This is a genomic window from Streptomyces cylindrosporus (assembly GCF_022698165.1).
GTDB lineage: Bacteria > Actinomycetota > Actinomycetes > Streptomycetales > Streptomycetaceae > Streptomyces > Streptomyces cylindrosporus.
This window is the reverse complement of the sequence record NZ_JALDAY010000019.1, coordinates 159,155-173,368: the sequence shown is the minus strand read 5'-3', so window position 1 is coordinate 173,368 and position 14,214 is coordinate 159,155. Positions and strand designations below refer to the sequence as shown.

Annotated in this window: 17 protein-coding genes and 1 riboswitch; of the genes, 6 read left to right on the top strand and 11 right to left on the bottom strand. The window is 71.7% G+C overall.

The annotated features are described in order from the left end of the window. Complete coding sequence (locus tag MQP27_RS46305; RefSeq protein ID WP_242777194.1) at positions 1–807, bottom strand: ABC transporter ATP-binding protein; 807 nt, start codon at positions 805–807, stop codon at positions 1–3. Between the two features lie 228 nt (positions 808–1,035). Here MQP27_RS46305 and MQP27_RS46300 point away from each other — a divergent pair, with 228 nt between their 5' ends. Together MQP27_RS46300 and MQP27_RS46295 are read left to right on the top strand one after the other, a co-directional pair. Next, positions 1,036–1,275, top strand: a complete 240-nt coding sequence (locus MQP27_RS46300) for a toxin-antitoxin system HicB family antitoxin (RefSeq protein ID WP_242777192.1) — start codon at positions 1,036–1,038, stop codon at positions 1,273–1,275. Positions 1,276–1,279: 4 nt separating this feature from the next. Then, on the top strand, positions 1,280–1,654 hold the full coding sequence (locus MQP27_RS46295; RefSeq protein ID WP_242777190.1) for a fic family toxin-antitoxin system, toxin component: 375 nt from the start codon (positions 1,280–1,282) through the stop codon (positions 1,652–1,654). On the opposite strand, the gene MQP27_RS46290 is transcribed toward MQP27_RS46295, so the two are convergent. Together MQP27_RS46290 and MQP27_RS46285 are read right to left on the bottom strand one after the other, a co-directional pair. Beyond that, positions 1,655–2,359 (bottom strand): class I SAM-dependent methyltransferase, encoded by a 705-nt coding sequence (locus MQP27_RS46290; protein WP_242777188.1) that lies wholly within the window; start codon positions 2,357–2,359, stop codon positions 1,655–1,657. It lies immediately after the preceding gene. A gap of 81 nt (positions 2,360–2,440) precedes the next feature. Further along, the gene (locus MQP27_RS46285; protein WP_242777186.1) at positions 2,441–3,127 is read right to left on the bottom strand and encodes an esterase/lipase family protein; all 687 of its coding nucleotides are present in this window, start codon (positions 3,125–3,127) and stop codon (positions 2,441–2,443) included. 118 nt (positions 3,128–3,245) lie between these two features. On the opposite strand from MQP27_RS46285, the gene MQP27_RS46280 reads away from it, so the two are divergent. After that, complete coding sequence (locus tag MQP27_RS46280; RefSeq protein ID WP_242777300.1) at positions 3,246–5,549, top strand: helix-turn-helix transcriptional regulator; 2,304 nt, start codon at positions 3,246–3,248, stop codon at positions 5,547–5,549. Positions 5,550–5,559: 10 nt separating this feature from the next. Here MQP27_RS46280 and bioD read toward each other — a convergent pair whose 3' ends face one another. The 3 genes from bioD to bioB are packed head-to-tail and all read right to left on the bottom strand — an operon-like array spanning position 5,560 to position 8,750. After that, positions 5,560–6,276, bottom strand: coding sequence for a dethiobiotin synthase (gene bioD / locus MQP27_RS46275; RefSeq protein WP_242777184.1), 717 nt, complete (start codon positions 6,274–6,276; stop codon positions 5,560–5,562). 1 nt (position 6,277) lies between these two features. Beyond that, on the bottom strand, positions 6,278–7,558 hold the full coding sequence (locus MQP27_RS46270; RefSeq protein WP_242777181.1) for an adenosylmethionine--8-amino-7-oxononanoate transaminase: 1,281 nt from the start codon (positions 7,556–7,558) through the stop codon (positions 6,278–6,280). Continuing rightward, positions 7,551–8,750 (bottom strand): biotin synthase BioB, encoded by a 1,200-nt coding sequence (gene bioB / locus MQP27_RS46265; RefSeq protein WP_242777179.1) that lies wholly within the window; start codon positions 8,748–8,750, stop codon positions 7,551–7,553. Before bioB ends, MQP27_RS46270 begins: the two co-directional genes overlap by 8 nt. 147 nt (positions 8,751–8,897) lie before the next feature. Here bioB and MQP27_RS46260 point away from each other — a divergent pair, with 147 nt between their 5' ends. Continuing rightward, positions 8,898–10,025 carry an 8-amino-7-oxononanoate synthase gene (locus MQP27_RS46260; RefSeq protein ID WP_242777177.1) on the top strand — a complete coding sequence of 376 codons (1,128 nt, stop codon included), beginning with the start codon at positions 8,898–8,900 and terminating at the stop codon, positions 10,023–10,025. A 41-nt stretch (positions 10,026–10,066) separates the two neighbouring features. Here MQP27_RS46260 and MQP27_RS46255 read toward each other — a convergent pair whose 3' ends face one another. Beyond that, a complete protein-coding gene (locus tag MQP27_RS46255; protein ID WP_242777175.1) occupies positions 10,067–10,294 on the bottom strand; it encodes a DUF397 domain-containing protein in 228 nt (75 codons plus the stop codon). A gap of 9 nt (positions 10,295–10,303) precedes the next feature. Beyond that, a complete protein-coding gene (locus MQP27_RS46250; protein ID WP_242777173.1) occupies positions 10,304–11,164 on the bottom strand; it encodes a helix-turn-helix domain-containing protein in 861 nt (286 codons plus the stop codon). 212 nt (positions 11,165–11,376) lie between these two features. On the opposite strand from MQP27_RS46250, the gene MQP27_RS46245 reads away from it, so the two are divergent. Continuing rightward, the gene (locus MQP27_RS46245; protein WP_242777171.1) at positions 11,377–11,835 is read left to right on the top strand and encodes an ATP-binding protein; all 459 of its coding nucleotides are present in this window, start codon (positions 11,377–11,379) and stop codon (positions 11,833–11,835) included. A 51-nt stretch (positions 11,836–11,886) separates the two neighbouring features. Here MQP27_RS46245 and MQP27_RS46240 read toward each other — a convergent pair whose 3' ends face one another. The 3 genes from MQP27_RS46240 to MQP27_RS46230 all read right to left on the bottom strand — a co-directional run bounded on the left by MQP27_RS46240 (position 11,887) and on the right by MQP27_RS46230 (position 13,866). Next, complete coding sequence (locus tag MQP27_RS46240; protein WP_242777169.1) at positions 11,887–12,360, bottom strand: C40 family peptidase; 474 nt, start codon at positions 12,358–12,360, stop codon at positions 11,887–11,889. Positions 12,361–12,363: 3 nt separating this feature from the next. Then, positions 12,364–12,551, bottom strand: a riboswitch (cyclic di-AMP (ydaO/yuaA leader). 363 nt (positions 12,552–12,914) lie between these two features. After that, the gene (locus MQP27_RS46235; protein WP_242777167.1) at positions 12,915–13,223 is read right to left on the bottom strand and encodes a hypothetical protein; all 309 of its coding nucleotides are present in this window, start codon (positions 13,221–13,223) and stop codon (positions 12,915–12,917) included. 7 nt (positions 13,224–13,230) lie between these two features. Then, positions 13,231–13,866 (bottom strand): ATP-dependent Clp protease proteolytic subunit, encoded by a 636-nt coding sequence (locus MQP27_RS46230; RefSeq protein WP_242777165.1) that lies wholly within the window; start codon positions 13,864–13,866, stop codon positions 13,231–13,233. Between the two features lie 63 nt (positions 13,867–13,929). Between MQP27_RS46230 and MQP27_RS46225 the strand changes: the two genes are divergently transcribed. Further along, a complete protein-coding gene (locus MQP27_RS46225; protein ID WP_242777163.1) occupies positions 13,930–14,208 on the top strand; it encodes a type II toxin-antitoxin system Phd/YefM family antitoxin in 279 nt (92 codons plus the stop codon). The last annotated feature ends 6 nt before the right edge of the window (positions 14,209–14,214 follow it).

Genomic DNA, 14,214 nt, shown 5'->3' with positions numbered 1-14,214 from the left:
TCACTCCTGTCCGTCCTGGCCCTCGAACTGGCTGCGGATCACGTCGAACCGCTTCATGCGCTCCAGGACCGCCTCTGCCGTCGGTCGCTCCATCTCGTCCACGATCCGCCCGTCGCCGAGGAAGAGCACCAGGTCGGAGTGGGCGGCGGCGCCCGGGTCGTGGGTGACCATCACGACCGTCTGACCCAGCTGGTCCACGGCCTCCCGCAGGAAGCCCAGCACCTCAAGACCGGCCCGCGAATCCAGGTTGCCGGTCGGCTCGTCGGCGAAGATCAGTTCGGGCCGGGAGGCCAGCGCCCGCGCACAGGCCACGCGCTGCTGCTGGCCGCCGGACAGCTGGGACGGCCGGTGTTTCAGCCGGTCCCGCAGCCCCAGCGTGTCGATCACCTGGTCCAGCCACTTCTCGTCGGGCTTCTTGCCCGCGATGTCCATGGGCAGGGTGATGTTCTCGGCCGCGTTCAGGGTGGGGATCAGGTTGAACGACTGGAACATGAACCCGATGCGGTCCCGCCGCAGCCGGGTCAGCTCACGCTCCTTCAGTCCCGTGATCTCCGTGTCGCCCAGCCAGACCTGGCCCGCGGACACCGAGTCCAGCCCGGCAAGGCAGTGCATCAGCGTGGACTTGCCGGAGCCCGAGGGCCCCATGACCGCGGTGAACCGCCCGCGCGCGATGTCCACGTCCACCGAGTCGAGGGCCAGCACGGTCGTCTCGCCCGAGCCGTACGCCTTGGTCAGACCGCGGGCGCGGGCCGCGATCCCGTCGGCCGACGCATGGCCCGGGGCGTGCTCCGCAGCAGGTGTGGACAAGGCCGCCTCCTCGCTCACAGGGACGTACGACTCCTTCGTCCCGGCGAGCCTAATGTGATCCGGCCCACACCCGGAATCCCCCCTGAGTGCTGGGCGGTCTCCACCCCAGGTCGGGCCCCCGATACCCGTGTAAGGGGCACCCTCCACCCGCGGGAGTACGACGAAGTGACGCGACCCACGGGCCGGTGCCCCTTGCGGGTGCTAGCACCTCGGCGCTAGCTTCGAGGTATGGCTAAGACTCAGCTGAACGTGCGAGTGGACGAGGGCACGGCCCGCGCCGCCCGCGAACGCGCCCTGGCCCGCGGCATGAGCGTCAACCGCTACATCGAGGAACTGGTCAGACAGGACACCGGCGAGGTCGGCCACACCTTCGTGGAGGCCGCGGCTGACTTCATGAAGCAGTACGAGGCCGTCTTCGCGGACGAGTTCGGCAGTGAGCACGAAGGCACGCGCGAAGGTCGCCGCTGATCCCTTGAGCAACCTCAGAATCGACCTTGCCTGGCTCCTCATGCTCGCCGAACAGAACACCCCGGGCGATCCCCAGGTCACCGACTGGGGCGCCCTCGTCGCGGCCGTCGCGCGCCACGAGGCGGAGATCTTCGACGTCCCCGTCTACGACAGTCCGCACGCGCGTGCCGCGTCGCTGCTCCAACTCCTGATCCACGTACCGGCGTTGGAGCGCTCCAACGCCCTCTTCGCCTCGGCCGTCGCCTACGCCTACCTCGTCGCCAGCGGCCTGAAGGTCGCCACCTCACCGGTGCAGGTGCGCGAGTTGGCCCGGCTGGTCAAGAGCGGTGAGGCGACCGTGCACGACATCGCGGCGGAGCTGCGCGGCTGGACGGTGTGATCACGCCTCGGCGGCCGGACCCTCGGTGGTCCCCGGCCGCCACGCCGTGCCCAGCACGCAGTACGAGGTGGGCAGGACCGGCCCCTCCTCCGGCATCAACAGCCGCCGGTAGGGGCCGAGTTCGAAACCGGCCTCGCGCAGGGCGGCGACCGGGTCCCGGCCCACATGGCAGCCGCCGTTCAGCGGCGGCCACACCGTGCGGTCCAGGGCCCGCTGGGTGAGGGTCATGACCCGTCCGCCTCCCCGGCCGTGCTCGAAGAACCGCACGACACCGCCCGGGCGCAGCACCCGCCGTACCTCCGCGAGCGCCCGCGGCACGTCCCGCACGCTGCACAGCACCAGCGAGACCACCGCCGCGTCGAAGGCCTCGCTCTTGACGGGCAGCGCCTCCGCGGCGCCGGGCGCGACGTCGACCGGGACCTCGGCGCGCAGCGCGTTCTCCACGGCCAGCTGCCGCAGCACCCGCTCGGGCTCGATCGCCACGACCTCCGAGACGGTGCTCGGATAGTGCGCGAAGTTCAGTCCGTTGCCCGCGCCGACCTCGATCACCCGGCCGGACAGTCCGGCCAGCAGCCGGTCACGGATCCCGCCCATGCCCATGCGGGTCTCGGCGGACACGCTGATACGTGCGTAGAAGCGGGCGAACAGCGGATGGTGCACGGGATCCCGCGCCACTCTCGCGGCGCCGGGGGACCGTAGCGGCATGAGGACCTCCTCCACAGGACGGGCCTTACCGCGATTGTCCCCCGTACGGATCCCGCGCACCCCCGCTGCCGGGTTCCGGGCTCAGGAGATGAAGTCCCGGACCTGCTCGTAGACGCCGTGGTCGTTGTTCATGTCGGTGTGCGAGATGCAGCCCGCGTCGACATTGGTCGCGCCGCTCAGCAGCGCCGAGCTGTTCGGTACGACCGCGCTGTCGCAGTCCGACCAGTAGCTGGCGTAGGAGACGCTGCCCGGTGTCTCGTCACCGGAGTTGAGGGAGGTGAGGAACGTGCTGCCGGTCTGCATCTCCTTGCAGGACGTGTACAGCCACGCGCACCACGTGGCGACGGAGGTGCCGTGGTTGACGCCGGCGACCGAGACGAAGTCGTCGACGTACGAGGTTCCGCCGAGGTTCTTCAGGTAGTAGCGGGAGTTGAGCGCACCCATCGAGTGGGCGACGATGTCGACCTTGGAAGCGCCGGTCTTGGCCAGCACGCTCTTGATCTCGGTGGCCAGCTGCGAGGCCGTGGTGACGTTCGACTGGCCCCAGTCGTACGACCACGCGTACAGCTCGGAGGACGAGTAGCCGTCCGCCTCGAAGTCGGAGATCCAGTCGTCCCAGCTGCTGGAGTCGCTGCTGAGACCGTGCACGAAGACGATCGGGTCGTGGGTCGCCGCCCGGGCGGGGGCGGCCGACAGTGAGAGGGACAGAAGGAGCGATGCGACCACGGCCGAGAAAGCCGTGGCGATACGACGCCGGTAGCGCTGCATGGTGCCTCCTGACACGGATGGGGTCGCCAGGAGTGTCAACTCGGGTCTACGCGCGCCGCATCGGCGAAATCGCCGGTCTTTACGGTTCAATTAACTCGCCAGTAACATCAGTTGTGTGGTGACTCCGGTGAACCCCCCACCTCTCGACCGCACTTCGCCACCGCAGCGCACGACGCCGCTTCCCGAGGGCGTCCGCGTACGGGTCCTGCACGCCGTGTACGGGGATCCGCGCGCCGCCGCCGAGCTCGTACCGCTGCTCACCGAGCGCCAGTCGGCCGGCCTGGACCCGCTGCCGACCGAACCCGCCGAGCTGGCACCGGCGTTGCTGCGCGCCCACCGCGCCGAGATCCGGGCGCTCCCGGACGACACCCGCCTCCTGCTGCTGCTCGCCGCCGCCGACCAGTACCCGGTCGCCACGCACGCCTTCCTGCGCGCGGTCACGGCCGCCCGGCTGGACACGCGTCCGCTGGAGGCCGCCGAGTCCGCGGGGCTCGCGCACGCCGGGCCCGGCGGGGTCGTCTTCCGCGACGCGTGGACGCGGATCGCCGCGTACGAGAGCGGCTCACCGGCCGACCGGCGCGACGTCCACCGCCTGCTGGCACGCGTACTGAGCGGCGAGGGCGAGACACCGCGCCGCTCCTGGCACCGCGGAGCGGGTGCGCTCGGGCCCAGCGCCCGACTCGCGGCGGAACTCCGCACGGCGGCGGACCGGGCCCGGGCATCCGGCCAACTCGCCCTGTCCCGAACCCTCCTGGAACGTGCCGCCACCCTCTGCCCGGACCCCCTCACCCAGTCCCATCTGCGCACCCGCGCCGCCACGGACGCGTGGCACGCGGGCGACGCGGACCGGGCACGCCGACTCGCGGCCACGGGAACCTCGGACGACGCCCTGGCCGGACTGTTCGCTCTACGCGCGGGGAACGCGATGGAGGCGTTCGACGGGCTGGTGGCGGGGGCGGTGCGGCGGGTCGAGGCGTTGGGGTCGGGCGTGGGGCCAGGGGTGGGAGCCGGGAGCTGGCGGAACGGTTCTGCGGTTACGGCGGACTCGGTGCGCGGTGCTCTCGGTGCCGACGCCGATCCTCCCGTCGGCCCCGCACCGGCTCACCGCATCCCGAACCCCGAAGCCGCCCACCTCCTCGCCCGCGCCACCGAAGCCGCCATCTACACCGGTGACCTGCGTCGATGCCGGGACGCCGTCCGGATCTCCGGACGGCTCGGCGTTGCGCCGCCCGGGCTGCTGGGAGGGCTTGCGGCCGCCGTCGACGGGCGTTACGAGGACGCCCGCAGGCTCCTGGTGGAGACTGCCGGACGGTGCGGTCCCGGGGACGACCCCACGCTGCTGGTGCACGCCGGGATCGCCGCGCTGATGCTCGGCGACCACACCCGCGCCAGTACAGCCACGGTCCGGGCGGCCGCCTCGGCCCGGGCCCGCGGCGCGACCGCCACCGTCGTACAGGCCCTGGAGTTCCGCGCCTACGCCGACTTCTGGACCGGACGCCCGCACGCCGGCGCGGCCACCGCCACGGACGCGCTGAGACAGGCGCACGCCACCGGGCAGGACAACGGCGCCTGCCATCTGCAGGCCGCCCTCGCCATGTTCGCCGCGGTCACCGGCGACGAGGCCGGCTGCCGCGACCGCGCGGCGACCGCACGGTCGTACGCCCTCGCCCGCGGCCTCGGTCTGCCCGCCGCGCTCGCCCAGTGGGCGCTCGCCTTCCTCGACCTCGCGGACGGCCGTTTCGCCGCCGCTTCGGCCCGCCTGCGCGCCCTCGCCGGGTTCGGCCCCGGACACGGGCACCGGGCCATCCGCCACCTGGCCACCCCGCACTACGTCGAGGCCGCGGTCCGCACCGGCGACACCCGGGTCGCCCGGGCCGCGCACGCCGACTACCACCGCTGGGCCACCGCCGTCCGCAGCCCCGACGACCTTGCCCTCAGCGCCCGTTGCCGCGCCCTGCTCGCGCCCGGCGCCGAAGCGGTCGACCACTACCGCGAGGCCCTCGACCTGCACGCCGGCGGCACCCGCGACTTCGAACGCGCCCGCACGGAACTGCTGTTCGGCGGCGCGCTGCGCCGGCTGCGCCGCCGTACGGAGGCCCGCGACCGCCTGCACAGCGCGCTGGAGGCCTTCGACTGCTTCGGCGCCCCGCATTGCGCCGCCCAGGCCCGAGCGGAACTCCGTGCCCTGGGCACCCCGGCAACCCCGACCCGCACCGACGACCCCACCGGCCGTCTCACGGCCCAGCAGCACGTCATCGCCCGCATGGCCGCCGACGGCGCCACCAACCGCGAGATAGCCGCCCGCCTCGCCCTGAGCCCCCGCACGATCGACCACCATCTGCGGGGCGTGTTCAGCAGGTTGGGGATCCGTTCCCGGATCGAGCTGGTCCGGCTGCTCGGGGCAGGCGAGGATCCCGCGTGACGAGGCCCGGTTACGGTGCTTCCCGCTCCCGGAACGCCTCCGGGTCCCACGTCCCGTCCAGCCGCGGTGCCAGCCAACCCGGCGCCTTGGCGCGGAAGTCGGTGGGGGCGAGGGAGCCCGCGCCCATCGGGAGGGCGCCCAGCAAGGGGGCCCCGGCGACCTCCGAGAGGTCGGTGATGTTGCAACGCATCGCGAGGTCCGGGGAGTCGGGCCAGCCGCCGATGACCACGCCCAGCAACTCCAGGCCGCGTGAGCGCAGTTCGCGGGAGGTCAGCTCCGTCGTGTTGAGGGTGCCGAGGCCCGCCGACGCCACCACCAGCACCGGCGCCCGCAGCAGCTGCGCCGCGTCCGCCAGCGTGCCGCCCGCCTGGTCGAAGCGGACCAGCAGCCCGCCCGCGCCCTCGACCAGTACGAGGTCGTGCTCGGTGGCCAGCTTGGCAGCCGCCTCGGCGACGTCCTGCGGCCGCACCGGCGTCATCCCGGCCCGCCGCGCGGCCGTCGCCGGCGCCAACGGCTCGGGATAGCGGGCCAGTTCGGCCGCCGTCACGGCACCCGCGAGCCGCGCCACCTCCTGCGCGTCCCCGGCCTCGTCCGGCCGTACGCCCGTCTGCGCGGCCTTGAGCACGGCCACCGAGCGGCCCGCCGCCACCGCCGACGCGGCGACCGCGGCCGTCGTGACCGTCTTGCCGACCTCGGTTCCGGTCCCCGTGATCACCAGTACCGGCATGTCATCCCTCCCGCGCCGCCGCGCACACCGCGCGCGCGATCCGCGCCAGGTCCGCGTCGCCGGTGACGTACGGCGGCATCGTGTAGACGAGGTCGCGGAACGGCCGCAGCCACACGCCCTCCCGTACGGCGGCGGCCGTGGCCGCCCTCATGTCGACCTCGTGGTCCAGCTGCACGACCCCGATCGCGCCGAGCACCCGTACGTCCTGCACGCCCGGGAGCGAGGCGGCTTCGGCCAGGCCTTCCCGCAGGCCCGCCTCGATCCGCTTGACCTCGCCCAGCCAGTCCTGCCCCAGCAGCAGGCCGAGCGAGGCGCAAGCCACGGACGCGGCGAGCGGGTTGCCCATGAACGTCGGCCCGTGCGCGAGCACCGGGACCTCACCGCGCGAGATGCCGTCCGCCACCCGCGCAGTGCACAGCGTCGCCGCCATCGTCAGGTATCCGCCGGTCAGCGCCTTGCCCACGCACATCACGTCCGGCGTCACCGCCGCGTGGTCGGCCGCGAACAGCGCGCCCGTGCGCCCGAACCCGGTCGCGATCTCGTCGAACACCAGCAGCACGTCGTGCGCGTCGCACGCCTCGCGCAGCACCCGCAGATACGCGGGGGAGTGGAACCGCATCCCGCCCGCGCCCTGCACCACCGGCTCCACGATCACCGCGGCCAGCTCGTCGGCGTGCCCGGCGATCGCCGCGCGCAGCCGTTCGGCGTACGACTCCTCGTACTCGGCCGGCGGCGCGTCCACGAAGACCTGCCGGGGCAGCACCCCGGACCACAGCTCGTGCATCCCGCCCTCGGGGTCGCACACCGACATCGGCTGCCAGGTGTCGCCGTGGTAGCCGCCGCGCCAGGTCAGCAGGCGCTGCTTGCCGGGGCGGCCCAGGGAGCGCCAGTACTGCAGGCACATCTTGACCGCGACCTCGACCGACACCGACCCGGAGTCGGCGAGGAAGACGTGCTCCAGCCCGTCGGGTGACATGTCGACAAGGAGCTTCGCCAGGCGTACGGCGGGCTCGTGGGTGAGCCCGCCGAACATCACATGGCTCATCCGGCCGAGCTGCTCGCGCGCCGCCTCGTTGAGCACCGGGTGGTTGTAGCCGTGGATCGCCGACCACCAGGACGACATCCCGTCGACCAGCTCGCCCGAGCCGTCCGCCAGCCTCAACCGCACCCCGCTCGCCGACTCCACGACGAGCGGGTCGACCCGGCCGGGCATGGGCCCGTACGGGTGCCACACATGCCGTCGGTCGAGCTCCAGGAGGTCGGGGACGGGCAGGTCAGGCATTGGGCGCGAGGTCCGTTCCGGCACCGCGGCGGCGTACGGCCACCAGGTCCGTGCGGGCCTCGGTCGCCGTTGCCGTCGCCGCGGCCGCCGTACCGCAGACTCCGCCGCCCGCGTGCGACCCGCACCCGGCGTCCTCGTGGGAGCCGCAGCCGCTCTCCGCGTGGGAGCCGCAGCCGCCGCCCGCCGTCGCCCGGTGCTCGGGCAGCGTGACCTGGTCCGCGCCCTCCACCTCGAAGCCGGCGTCCGCGATCATCTCCAGGTCGGCCTTGCCGGCCTGGCCCTCGGTGGTCAGGTAGTCGCCGAGGAAGATCGAGTTGGCCAGGTTCAGCGCCAGGGGCTGCATGGTCCGCAGGTGGACCTCACGGCCGCCCGCGATACGGACCTCGACGTCCGGGCAGACGAAGCGGACCATCGCCAGGATGCGCAGACAGCGCTGCGGGGTGAGGTTCCACTCCTTGGCCAGCGGGGTGCCCTCGACCGGGATCAGGAAGTTGACCGGCACCGAGTCGGGGTCCAGCTCGCGCAGCGAGAAGACGACGTCCACGAGGTCCTCGTCCGTCTCGCCCATGCCCGCGATGAGGCCCGAGCAGGCGGACAGACCGGCCGCGTGCGCCTTGGTGACGGTGTCGACGCGGTCGGCGTACGTGTGGGTGGTGGTGATCTCCCCGTACGTCGACTCGGACGTGTTGAGGTTGTGGTTGTAGGCGTCGGCGCCCGCCTCGCGCAGCCGCTCGGCCTGGCCGTCGGAGAGCAGACCGAGGCAGGCGCACACCTCGACGCCCTCGTTCTGCTCCTTGATCGCCTTGATGGTGCCGGCGACCCGGTCCACGTCCCGGTCGGTCGGGCCGCGCCCGGACGCCACCAGGCAGACCCGCTTGGCGCCGCCCGCCAGACCCGCGGCGGCCGCCTGGGAGGCCTGCTCGGGCTTGAGCCAGGTGTACTTCAGGATCCCGGTGTCGGAGCCGAGCCGCTGGGAGCAGTAGGAGCAGTCCTCCGGACACAGTCCGGACTTCAAGTTGACGAGGTAGTTGAGTTTCACCCGTCGGCCGAACCAGTGCCGGCGCACCTTGCCGGCCGCGGCCACCACGTCGAGCAGGTCGTCGTCTGAGGTGGCGAGGACGGCAAGAGCTTCCTCGCGGGTCGGCAGTTCGCGCCGAAGCCCCTTGTCCACCAGCGTGTTCAGCAGGTCCATGAGAGCCGATCCTGTCCTACGGACCCGCCCCGGGCCAAGGAGAGAATGAACAAGACGTGCACTTCGTCGTGTGTGTATTGCCACATCCTGGGGTGCCGGCCGTCCGGCTAATGTCTGTCCACTGCCTACAAAAGCCCCGGAGGAGCCATGGCGTTCGGCTGGATCGACGAACAGGCGCGGCTGCGCCGCCGCGCCGGGCTCGTACGGACCCTTCGGCCGCGCCCGGCCGAGTCCCCGCTGCTCGACCTCGCGAGCAACGACTACCTGGGCCTGGCCCACCACCCGGCGATCGCCGAGGGTGCCGCCGAGGCCGCCCGGACCTGGGGCGGCGGCTCCACCGGCTCCCGGCTCGTCACCGGCACGACGGAGCTGCACACCGAGCTGGAGCGGGAGCTGGCCGGCTTCTGCGGCTTCGAGGCGGCGCTGGTCTTCTCCTCCGGCTACGCGGCGAACCTCGCCGCGGTCACCACGCTGGCCCCGCACGGCTCGCTGATCGTCTCCGACGCGGGCAACCACGCCTCGCTGATCGACGGCTGCCGGCTGGCCCGCGGCACCACCCAGGTCGTGCCGCACTCCGACCCGGAGGCCGTGCGCAAGGCGCTGCGCACGCACGAGGGCCCGGCGGTGCTCGTCTCCGACACGGTCTTCTCGGTGGACGGCGACGCCGCCCCGCTGGCCGCGTACGCCGAGGCCTGCCGGGAGCGCGGGGCGGGGCTGGTCGTCGACGATGCGCACGGGCTCGGCGTGCTGGGCGACGGCGGTAGGGGAGCGCCGTTTGCGGCGGGGCTCGCGGGCGCCGAGGACGTGGTCGTGACGGCCACCCTGTCGAAGTCGCTCGGCAGCCAGGGCGGCGTGGTCCTCGGCCCGGCCCGGGTCGTCGACCATCTGGTCAACGCGGCCCGGACGTTCATCTTCGACACGGGCCTCGCCCCCGCGGCGGCGGGCGCGGCCCTGGCGGCGCTCAGGCTGCTGCGCGGCGAGCCGGAGCGTGCGGCACGCGCGCGTGCCGTGGCGGCGGAACTGCACGCACGCCTGACCGCCGCGGGCCATGAGGCGGTACGCCCGGACGCCGCGGTGGTCTCGGTTCGTGCGCCGTCCCCGGAGGGGGCCGTGCGGTGGGCGGCCGACTGCCGTACGGCAGGCCTCGCCGTGGGCTGTTTCCGTCCTCCTTCCGTGCCCGACGGCATCTCACGGCTGAGGCTCACCGCCCGCGCGGACCTCTCCGGGGCGCAGATCGAACGCGCTGTACGGGTGATCGGCGAAACGCGACCATGAGTCGGCGTGACACGGCCGTGTGTCGCGCGATGCGGAACTGATCAGGACTTGAACGCGGCCGTGAAACCCGCCCAGCTCTCGGGGGAGAAGAGCAGCGCGGGTCCGGCCGGGTCTTTGGAGTCGCGCACCGCGAGCAGCCCGGCCCAGGGGCCGGAGTGCGGCAGTGCCGTCTCGACGCAGTTGTTCGCTCCGGTGCTGTAGCTGCTGCGCAGCCACCGCACGTCGGTCGGTTCGGTACTGGAAGGTACGTTCCGAGGCAGTGCAGACATGGTGCCTCCTTACGCGCCGTCGACTTTCCCGGCGATGTAATCCAGCGATTCCTCGGGCGAAAGGGCGTGGACCTGAAGGGCGTTGAAGGCCTCCGTATAGGCCTGGAGGTCTTCTTTCCGTTCGAGGTAGAGGCTACTCGTCAAGTGGTCGAGAACAACCACGTCCAGATCAGAAGTGCGCGAAAATGAGAAGATTACGAAAGGGCCCGTGACACCGACATGTGCCCCGGCAGTGAACGGCAGTACCTGGAGCCGCACTTGGGGCAGCCGGGCGGCCTCCATGAGCCGCTCCAGCTGGCGGGCCATCACGTCCGGACCGCCGATCTCCCGGTGCAGCACCGCCTCGTCCAGGACCGCTGCCAGTTCCAACGGCGGATCCGCCCGCAGTACGTCCTGCCGGGCCAGCCGCACCTCGACCAGGGCGTCCAGCCGTTCGTCGTCCAGCCCGTCGACCGCCGCCCGGGTCACCGCACGCGCGTACTCCGGCGTCTGGAGCAGTCCGGGCACCACGGACGTCTCCAGCGTGCGCATTGCGCTCGCCTGGGACTCCAGGCTGATGAAGTCGCGGTAGGTCGGCGGGAGGATCCCGCGGTACGCGTGCCACCAGTGGTGCCGTCCACCGCCCTCGTCCGAGCCCGCCAACACCATGAGCAACTCCCGCAGTTGGGAGTCGGTGACGCCGTAGGCGTCCAGGAGTAACCGCACATCGGCCGGTTTCACGCCGCTGGCGCCGGTCTCGATCCGGCTCACCTTCGACTGGTGCCAGCCCACCATCCGGGCCGCCTCACCACTGGTGAGACCCGCAACCGCGCGCAGCGCACGCAGTTCGGCGCCCAGCTTCCGACGGCGCACCGCGGGACCGTTCTGCATGCGCTACTCCTTACTCCTTCCGGGCCGCCCAAATACGGTCTCGCGTCGCAGAGTTCACCGCTTCGAGCGACAGATATATGCATATCTTGGTGGATCGCCACCGTGACCGGCGCGGTAATGGCAGTCTGGCGGAGAAGCACCAGTCCGGGACCGTACTCGAACCATCCGCTCTGTGTCGGACCCCGGTCCCGCGGGAAAGGGACGACTGCGCCATGGCAGATCATCTGGAAGCATCCGTCACTCTGCCGAGCGAGCCCGCCTCGGTCTCCGCGGCCCGCGGATATGTCGTCAGCACCCTGGCGGAATGGGGGCTGCCGGCCGACACCGAGGCGGCCGAGACCATCCGCCTGATCGTCTCCGAACTCGCCACCAACGCCGTACAGCACACCTTCGGGCAGTCACCCACCTTCACGGTGGACATCGCCCTGGACCGTGACGAACACCTGCACATCGGCGTCACCGACAGCCATCCGCGCTTCCCGAAACGACTGCCGGCCGCCGTCCAGCAGGACAACGGCCGTGGCATGGTGATCATCCGTTGGCTGGCCGCCGAGTGCGGCGGCAGACTCCGGGTGCGGCCCACCAGGGAGGGCGGCAAGACGGTCTCCATCGAGCTGCCGTGGACCGTACCGGCCCAGCCGCTGTCGGCAGCCGGACAGCAGGAGCCGTGAGGGCCCGCGGGGACGACGGCCTGTCAGGTGGCCGCCGTCCCCGCGGGAGAGTCAGCTGACCCGTCCGTACCAGACGCTCTTCGTCCAGATCTTCTGGAGCCTGACCACGTCCCCGGTCTTGGGGGCGTGCCAGATCTTCCCCTTCCCGGCGTAGATGCCGACGTGGTAGACGTTCGACCCCGAGTGGAAGAACACGAGGTCTCCGGCCTTGCGGCTCTTCGCGGAGATGTGGTGCGTCTTGTTGTACTGCTGGGCCGCCGTACGGGGCAGCTTCTTGCCCGCCTTCTTGAACGAGTACAGCGTGAGCCCGGAGCAGTCGAATCGCCTGGGCCCCGAGGCGCCCCACTTGTAGGGCGATCCCTTCTTGGAGGCCGCGACCTGAAGTGCCTTCGTCGCCGGCGTGGCTGCCGCGGCGTCGGAGGCGACACCCGGGACCACGACGGAGCCGCCCACTGCGGCGATGGTGAACACCGAGGCCGTACCGGCCCGGACCATGAGCGACGGGACACGATTGAGCGCAGTCATGCGCAACCCTTCGTCAGCCGCCTGTGAAGGATGACCTGTCGGATTCGGGCTGGCGAAGTTGCCCGGCCGCTGACGCGGCTTCACCCCAAGGGCTGCTCGGCCCGGTCATGGCGTGACCGTCCCGGCGACCCGTACTGCCTGGGTCCTCCACTCCTGCCGATCCACTCCTGTCGACTCGGTCATCCGGGCGGCGGCAGGACTCGGCGTCCGCCCGGACCGCCCCGCCGCTTCGGCGGGGGCTTGTCGTCAGACAGGGATCTTGACTCACGGATGTCCGAAAATCCCAATGGAATCGGGGATTTGTGTTGTTACTCACCACTCACCCGTTCGGGTGGACACCCCCGTGTTCGAAGGGGCGTCGAGGGGGTGAAGGAGCCCCGGACCAGCGATGGAATGTCCCATTCCGCCCGCTGGCTACACGCGTTGCGCAAGCTTGACGGTCGCGAAAAAGGAGCCGCGACTACGCCGAACGGGGGTACGTCGTTTGGTCCGTTTCGACTCCGGTCCGGACGCTCCGACTCGGTGACGGACCGTCCGGACCCACCGCGTCCGCGTCAACTGTCGGAGTGCGGCGGCACGGTGACCCGGGCCGTGCGCCGCTCCCCGTCCAGGACTCTCAGCGCCTGCCTCAGCGTGGTCGCGTGCAACTCGGTCTCGCCGCGCTGGTGCATCAGTGCCAGCGCGTCCCGCAGCTCGGCCGCCCTGGCCACCAGCGCCTGGGCGGCGCGCAGTCCGCGATAGGTGTCGCCGGGGTGCGCGGGGTTGATGCGGCCGAGCAGGTCGACCACGTCGAGGTAACGGTCGATCAACTCGCCCTCGGCGCGCGTGAGAGCGGGCAGCGGCGGCAGTTCGGGTGGGAGCACCGGCCGCTCACCGCCCGGTGGGCGGCGCGAGGGTGGACTTGCGGTTCGGGATGATCCGGTCGACCAGTCCGTAGTCCACCGCTCCCTGCGCGTCCAGGATGTGGTCGCGCTCGATGTCGGCGCTCACCTGCTCATGGCTGCGCCCGGTGTGCCGTACCAGCATGTCCTCCAGCCGGCCCCGCAGCCGGAGCAACTCGTCGGCCTGGATGGCGAGATCGCTGGCCTGCCCCTGCACCGGGTCGGCCAGTGCGGGCTGATGGATCACCACCCGCACGCCGGGCAGCGCGAGTCGCTTGCCCGGGGTGCCGGCGGCCAGCAGCACCGCGGCCGACGAACCCGCCTGCCCCAGGCAGATCGTCTCCACGTCGCAGTTGACGAACTGCATCGTGTCGTAGATCGCCGACATGGCGGTGAACGAGCCGCCGGGGGAGTTGATGTACAGCGAGATGTCCCGGTCCGGGTCCTGGTACTCGAGGTGCATGAACTGCGCCATCACGTCGTTCGCCGACGTGTCGTCGATCGGCGTGCCGAGGAAGACGATCCGCTCCTCCAGCAGCTTCGAGTACGGATCCATCGTCTTGTTCCCGAAGCTCGTGCGTTCGGTGAACTCGGGCAGCACGTAGCGGGCGGACGGTCGGGTCATCGGTACCCCTCCTTCGGCGTCTGTAAAAAATGTACAGGATGTACGTGACGTTATGATGGGGGTATGGCCTACGAGATTCCGGTGACGCAAGCCAGGGCTGAACTCGCCGACCTGATCAACCGGGTGGTGTACGGCGGGGAGCGCGTCGTCGTGACCCGCCACGGCAAGCCCCTCGTCGCCCTCGTCTCCGCCGCTGACCTGGAACGACTCGACGCGCTCGACCAGCCCGTCGAGGACCAGGTGATCAGCGCGGTCTCGACCGTGCGCGAGGTCGCGTCCGCTCCCCGCGAACGGCAGCGGTTCGGCATCGCGGCGGAGCACCGGGGTCCGACCCCCTCGTAAGAGGAA

Coding starts and splice junctions, on each gene's coding strand:
- MQP27_RS46255 (WP_242777175.1), bottom strand. CDS start 10,294: ATGTCTGCACTGCCTCGGAACGTACCTTCCAGTACCGAACCGACCGAC.
- bioD (WP_242777184.1), bottom strand. CDS start 6,276: ATGCCGGTACTGGTGATCACGGGGACCGGAACCGAGGTCGGCAAGACG.
- MQP27_RS46225 (WP_242777163.1), top strand. CDS start 13,930: ATGGCCTACGAGATTCCGGTGACGCAAGCCAGGGCTGAACTCGCCGAC.
- MQP27_RS46240 (WP_242777169.1), bottom strand. CDS start 12,360: ATGACTGCGCTCAATCGTGTCCCGTCGCTCATGGTCCGGGCCGGTACG.
- MQP27_RS46300 (WP_242777192.1), top strand. CDS start 1,036: ATGGCTAAGACTCAGCTGAACGTGCGAGTGGACGAGGGCACGGCCCGC.
- MQP27_RS46230 (WP_242777165.1), bottom strand. CDS start 13,866: ATGACCCGACCGTCCGCCCGCTACGTGCTGCCCGAGTTCACCGAACGC.
- MQP27_RS46260 (WP_242777177.1), top strand. CDS start 8,898: ATGGCGTTCGGCTGGATCGACGAACAGGCGCGGCTGCGCCGCCGCGCC.
- bioB (WP_242777179.1), bottom strand. CDS start 8,750: ATGGACCTGCTGAACACGCTGGTGGACAAGGGGCTTCGGCGCGAACTG.
- MQP27_RS46290 (WP_242777188.1), bottom strand. CDS start 2,359: ATGCCGCTACGGTCCCCCGGCGCCGCGAGAGTGGCGCGGGATCCCGTG.
- MQP27_RS46245 (WP_242777171.1), top strand. CDS start 11,377: ATGGCAGATCATCTGGAAGCATCCGTCACTCTGCCGAGCGAGCCCGCC.
- MQP27_RS46250 (WP_242777173.1), bottom strand. CDS start 11,164: ATGCAGAACGGTCCCGCGGTGCGCCGTCGGAAGCTGGGCGCCGAACTG.
- MQP27_RS46285 (WP_242777186.1), bottom strand. CDS start 3,127: ATGCAGCGCTACCGGCGTCGTATCGCCACGGCTTTCTCGGCCGTGGTC.
- MQP27_RS46270 (WP_242777181.1), bottom strand. CDS start 7,558: ATGCCTGACCTGCCCGTCCCCGACCTCCTGGAGCTCGACCGACGGCAT.